The 5,631-nt window shown below is 57.4% G+C and carries 5 protein-coding genes; 3 read left to right on the forward strand and 2 right to left on the reverse strand.

The window, feature by feature from the left end; genetic code table 11:
* Positions 1-130: 130 nt before the first annotated feature.
* Positions 131-2,281: a polyribonucleotide nucleotidyltransferase gene (gene pnp / locus WBB85_RS14885; RefSeq protein WP_432639386.1), complete on the forward strand. Its 2,151-nt coding sequence runs from the start codon at positions 131-133 to the stop codon at positions 2,279-2,281.
* A 95-nt stretch (positions 2,282-2,376) separates the two neighbouring features.
* Entirely contained in the window at positions 2,377-3,264 is an 888-nt protein-coding gene (locus WBB85_RS14890) for a hypothetical protein (protein ID WP_432639387.1), read from the forward strand.
* Positions 3,265-3,318: 54 nt separating this feature from the next.
* Here the strand turns inward: WBB85_RS14890 and WBB85_RS14895 are convergent, their stop codons facing one another.
* Both WBB85_RS14895 and WBB85_RS14900 read right to left on the reverse strand, forming a co-directional pair.
* Positions 3,319-4,353 (reverse strand): Stealth CR1 domain-containing protein, encoded by a 1,035-nt coding sequence (locus WBB85_RS14895; RefSeq protein WP_432639388.1) that lies wholly within the window; start codon positions 4,351-4,353, stop codon positions 3,319-3,321.
* A gap of 112 nt (positions 4,354-4,465) precedes the next feature.
* On the reverse strand, positions 4,466-5,122 hold the full coding sequence (locus WBB85_RS14900) for a peroxiredoxin (protein ID WP_432639389.1): 657 nt from the start codon (positions 5,120-5,122) through the stop codon (positions 4,466-4,468).
* 196 nt (positions 5,123-5,318) lie between these two features.
* On the opposite strand from WBB85_RS14900, the gene WBB85_RS14905 reads away from it, so the two are divergent.
* Positions 5,319-5,631 (forward strand): aldehyde dehydrogenase family protein (locus tag WBB85_RS14905; protein WP_432639390.1); only part of this gene is annotated, 313 nt, incomplete at its 3' end.

Raw genomic sequence — 5,631 nt, forward strand, 5'->3', positions numbered from 1 at the left:
CGCGCCATCTGTGACGTGAGCCCATGCCCCCGGGCGCATGCGAAGGATTGGGGGCGGCGGCAATGGGGCCGCTATGAAAAATGGGGAGACACGGGATACGCCCGTGGGTGCTCCCAAGAGGAAACGATATATGTTCAACGTGACAAAGAAATCCATCCAGTGGGGGCAGGAAGAGCTCACCCTGGAAAGCGGCAAGGTTGCCCGTCAGGCCGACGGTTCGGTGATCGCCACGCTCGGCGAAACCTCCGTCATGGCCAACGTGACCTATGCCCGTCAGCAGAAGCCGGGGCAGGACTTCTTCCCCCTGACCGTGCACTATCAGGAAAAAACCTATGCCGCCGGTAAGATCCCTGGCGGCTTTTTCAAGCGTGAAGGGCGTCCTTCGGAAAAGGAAACGCTGACCTCGCGCCTGATCGACCGTCCGATCCGCCCGCTCTTCGTGCCGGGCTTTAAGAACGAAGTTCTGGTGATCTGCACCGTGCTGAGCCACGATCTGGTCAACGACCCGGACATGGTTGCGATGATCGCCGCCTCGGCCGCGCTAACGATTTCGGGTGTGCCCTTCATGGGCCCGATCGGCGCATGCCGCGTCGGCTTTGCGGGTGGCGAATATGTGCTGAACCCCGAAGTCAGCGACATGGATCAGCTGCGCTCGAACCCCGAGCAGCGGCTTGATCTTGTCGTCGCGGGCACCAAGGACGCCGTTATGATGGTGGAATCGGAGGCCTATGAGCTTTCCGAGGCCGAAATGCTCGGCGCTGTGAAGTTCGGTCATGATGCGATGCAGCCGGTGATCGACCTGATCATCGACTTCGCCGAATCCTGCGCCAAGGAACCCTTCGACTTCCAGCCCGCCGATTATTCGGAGCTGTATGCCAAGGTTCAGAAAGCCGGCGAGACGCAGATGCGCGCCGCTTTCGCGATCCTCGACAAGCAGGAGCGGACCGCCGCGATCTCGGCCGCCGTTGCCGCGATCAAGGACGGTCTGTCGGAAGAAGATCAGGCCGATGCCAATCTTGGTTCCGCGATCAAGAAGCTGGAATCGTCGATCCTGCGCGGCGATGTCGTCGCCAATGGCAAGCGCATCGACGGCCGCGACACCAAGACGGTCCGTCCGATCGTCTCGGAGGTCGGCATCCTGCCGCGCACCCATGGTTCGTCGCTCTTTACCCGCGGCGAAACGCAAGGTCTCGTGATCACCACGCTCGGCACCGGCGAGGATGAGCAGATCATCGACGCCCTGCACGGCAACTGGCGTTCCAACTTCCTGCTGCACTACAACTTCCCGCCCTATTCGGTCGGTGAGGTTGGCCGCTTCGGTCCTCCGGGCCGCCGCGAGATCGGCCACGGCAAGCTGGCGTGGCGCGCGCTTCAGGCGGTTCTGCCAGCCCCGACCGACTTCCCCTACACGATCCGTATCGTGTCGGAGATCACGGAATCGAACGGCTCCTCCTCCATGGCCACGGTCTGCGGATCGTCGCTGTCGATGATGGATGCAGGCGTGCCGCTGAAGGCGCCGGTCGCCGGTGTGGCGATGGGTCTGATCCTGGAAGATGACGGCAAATACGCGGTCCTGACGGACATTCTTGGCGACGAGGATCACCTCGGCGACATGGACTTCAAGGTTGCGGGCACCGAGGCCGGCATCACCTCGCTTCAGATGGACATCAAGGTTGCGGGCATCACCCCGGCGATCATGGAGCAGGCTCTGGCGCAGGCCAAAGACGGTCGTCTGCACATCCTGGCCGAGATGGCCAAAGCACTGACCGAAGGCCGCAGCGAGTTTTCCGCCCATGCCCCGCGCATCGAGACGATGACCGTGCCCACCGACAAGATCCGTGAAGTGATCGGTTCGGGCGGCAAGGTGATCCGCGAGATCGTCGAAGTGTCAGGTGCCAAGGTCGATATCAACGACGATGGCGTGATCAAGATCGCGTCCGCCAACGCTGAATCGATCAAGAAGGCCTATGACATGATCTATTCGATCGTGGCCGAGCCGGAAGAAGGCAAGGTCTATACCGGTAAGGTGGTAAAGCTCGTCGATTTCGGCGCCTTCGTGAACTTCTTCGGCAAGCGCGACGGTCTGGTCCATGTGTCCCAGATTGCCAACAAGCGCCTTCAGCATCCGAACGAGATCCTGAAGGAAGGCCAGGAAGTGAAGGTCAAGCTTCTCGGCTTCGACGACCGTGGCAAGGTGCGCCTTGGCATGAAGATGGTCGATCAGGAAACCGGCGAGGAAATCGCGCCGGAGAAGAAGGAAAAGGAAGACGCGGCCGAGTGACAACGCGGCCCTGAGCAAGATGGCCTCGCTTTTCTAAGCGGGGCCATTTAGTTAGGGTGGCGATTGTTCAAGGATCGTGCTTTGGGGAGGCGGTAGTGATCGTCGTTTTGCATCTTGGCGCGCACAAGACCGGCACGTCACTTATCCAGAAATATATGCGCGATCGCCCTAAGATCATGCGCCGGAACCGGATCGCAATGCTGTCGCGTTCTTCCGGCGATAAACTTATTGGTTGGGGGCAGGACAAGATTCTGTCGCCCGGACTGCCAGTGCTTCAAAAGAATATTCGACGGGCCGCGCTGCTGTTACGCACCAGATATGTGTTGTCGCACGAGAACGCTCTTGGTCGGCCATTTGCGCAATCCGGCAAGGAACTCTACCCGGACGCGAGTGCACGGGCACGCCAAATTGCAGATGGTTTGCCAGGCAAACGGAAAATCGCCGTATATTATATCAGGGACCAAGTATCCTTCCTGGAAAGCTATTATCTTCAGACCATTCAACAAGGGAAACATCATCTTTTCGATGAATGGGTGAATCCCAAACTCGACGGATCACTCAGCTGGCGCCCGCTTTACGAAGGCCTGTGCGCAGCCTTGGGAAAAGAGAACGTTCTGCTGAAGGATTTCGGCAGTCAAATCCGGCAGGGACAAGCCAGATTTTTATGTGACTTCTTCAGTGCGTTTATGCCAGTGGACACTCAAAAATTTGGAGAATTCGAGTATCCGGCGCGCCGCAACCTTAGCATTGGTGATGTTGGCCTTGAACTGGCGCTTAAAATCAACCCATACTTAAAATCTTGGGAGGCGCAGAGAAGCACGCGCAACTTTTTGCAGCAGATCTTCTCAAATGCTGACTTTCCACGCCCGGTGCTTCTCAGCGATGATCAAAAACAGATGCTGACGAGCAAGTACGAAGCAGAAAATCAAGATTTGATTCAAGAGTCCGAGCGGACCTTTATCGCTCCTCATCGGGCGGGGTAAATCGTCGTTTCTTATGGCGTCATGGGCTTGCAGTCTGATCCCTGCAATCCCGTCTCAAGCCGAGACATCTTGATGTGCACTGAAATCACTGTTTGAAAGAAATGCCTTCACCTTTGGGGGAAGTGCAGAGGAAAGCTTGTCGCACATGGCAGAGACAACGATTTTCCGTACATCTTCCGGCGCTTCGTCAAGACTCTGGATGCAGCCACAAAGAGTGTTCTCGGCCCTGATGTTCTCCAGGAAATTTGTGAGCCTATCTTCCGAAGTGGGTTTTACGTAGGCCGGCTTTTCATATTCGATCGGCTTGACGCCAAAGCGTACGATTTCAATATGATTGGCAAGGGAAACAGGAAGAACCTGAAATACGGAACGAAATCTGTATTGAAGCTGTGCCTCCAACAGGTCCGGATGTTCGTTATAATAGTCTTGGAGTGTCTTTTTTCGCACCGGATGGGCATGATGGCCAATCGCCCAATACTGATCATGCAGCCCGAACCGCGCCGCCGCCGCCTCCTGGTTTCTTCCAAAAGAGGGTTTCGTGTTGGGTGGCCTGAACGTCGCACGGCGTAGAAACGCCCGCAGCTTGGTTTTGAACTTCGAAGATCGCGTGGGCAACAACTGCGTCCTCAGGACGGGACCTGCGTCGGTGAACCAATCCTCGGCTTTCTGAGGGCGGTTCAAAAAGAAGTCGTCGTTAAAATAAATGAACTTGTCGGCAAGGCCGGGAATCCGGTGCATGGCGGATTCGACGACCAATGAGTTGAAGGTCGGCAGAAACTGCTCGTATCCCGAAAGAATGGTTTTATGGTCGACGATTTCTATTTTGTCGGGCGAACAGAGTCCGGCGCGCGCAAACTCATCTATCAACATCGGCCTCTGGTCATCGGTAATGATCCAGATCTTCCGAACGAACGGCGCGTATTTCAGAATCGACGCGACGCAGAAATAGATTTCGCCCGACTGATCAAAGCGCGTATTACGTGTTGCTTCAGCATGGTCTCGTGTCGCTTGCCGATACTTTTTTCGCTTCTCGACATGTCGCGGGTCATTGCCATCGACCCATGCCACTACTGCATCAATGTCCGTCATTTCTCTTATCTGCGTGGCTCAGTGGTATGATTACAAATGTGTTACCTTGTATGCAGCAAGGGCATCGCTTGACAAGCCCACGAATACTGAATTGGCAGAGAAGCGATCGGCTTCAATCCTGTGGCAGCTGGGCATATCGCAGATACGGCAAAACCTTGTTGATGCTGCCAAACTTTCGCTCGGCGTCGGCGTCGCTGACGGCAAGCGGCACGATCACGTCCTGACCCTGGGTCCAGTCCGCCGGCGTCGCCACCCCCTTGCCATTCGCCACCTGCAACGCATCAAGCGCGCGCAGCACTTCAGCGAAGTTGCGGCCGACATTCATCGGGTAGGTCATCGACAACTTCAACTTCTTGTCGGGCCCGATGATATAGACCGAGCGCACCGTGGCGGTGTCGTTTGCAGTGGCGTTATCCGGCAGATAGGCCTCATGCGGCAGCATGTCGAAGGCCTTGGCCACATGCAGCCCGTCATCGGCGATGATCGGAAAGCCGGGATGGGCGCCGCCAGCAACATGGATGTCGTTCTTCCAGCGCTTATGTTCCTCGATCCCGTCAACCGAAATGCCGATCACCTTGGTGTTGCGCTTCTTCCATTCCTCGGAAAGCCGTGCGACCGCGCCGAATTCGGTGGTGCAGACCGGGGTGAAATCCTTCGGATGGGAAAAGAGGATGGCCCAGCTGTCGCCGATCCAGTCATGGAACTGGATGACGCCCTGATCTGTCTGAGCGGTGAAGTTGGGAACAGTATCGTTGATGCGCAGCCCCATCGGATGCTCCTTTCCGTCTGTCGTGTTTTGCGTTGCCATAAACATAGGCCCTGATGCGGGGCTTTGCACCCGGATTGGTCAAGTCGCGACAAAATGCCGGGATTGACGGCAGAAATAATTTGATCAAATTATACGCAACCCTTGCTGCGGGGATTCGCAGGTGCCAATGTCCCGCCGCCAACAGACGAGGTTTGTCATGATCGAGAAACGCGACTTCTACATCAACGGGCGCTGGACCGAGCCGCTTGCCCCCCGCGACTGCCCGGTCATCGACCCTTCGACCGAGGAGCCCTGTGCTGTGATCTCGCTCGGCTCGGCCGCCGATGCCGATGCCGCTGTTGCCGCCGCCAAGGCCGCCTTCCCGGCCTGGGCCGCCACACCCCCGGCTGAGCGCCGCGCGGTCGTGGTGCGCATCCTTGAACAATACGAGAAGCGCAAGGACGAACTGGCCGAGGCCATTTCCTGCGAAATGGGCGCGCCCATCGACATGGCGAAGGGCAGCCAGGCGC

It is taken from the genome of Albidovulum sp., assembly GCF_049646345.1.
Classification (GTDB): domain Bacteria; phylum Pseudomonadota; class Alphaproteobacteria; order Rhodobacterales; family Rhodobacteraceae; genus Albidovulum.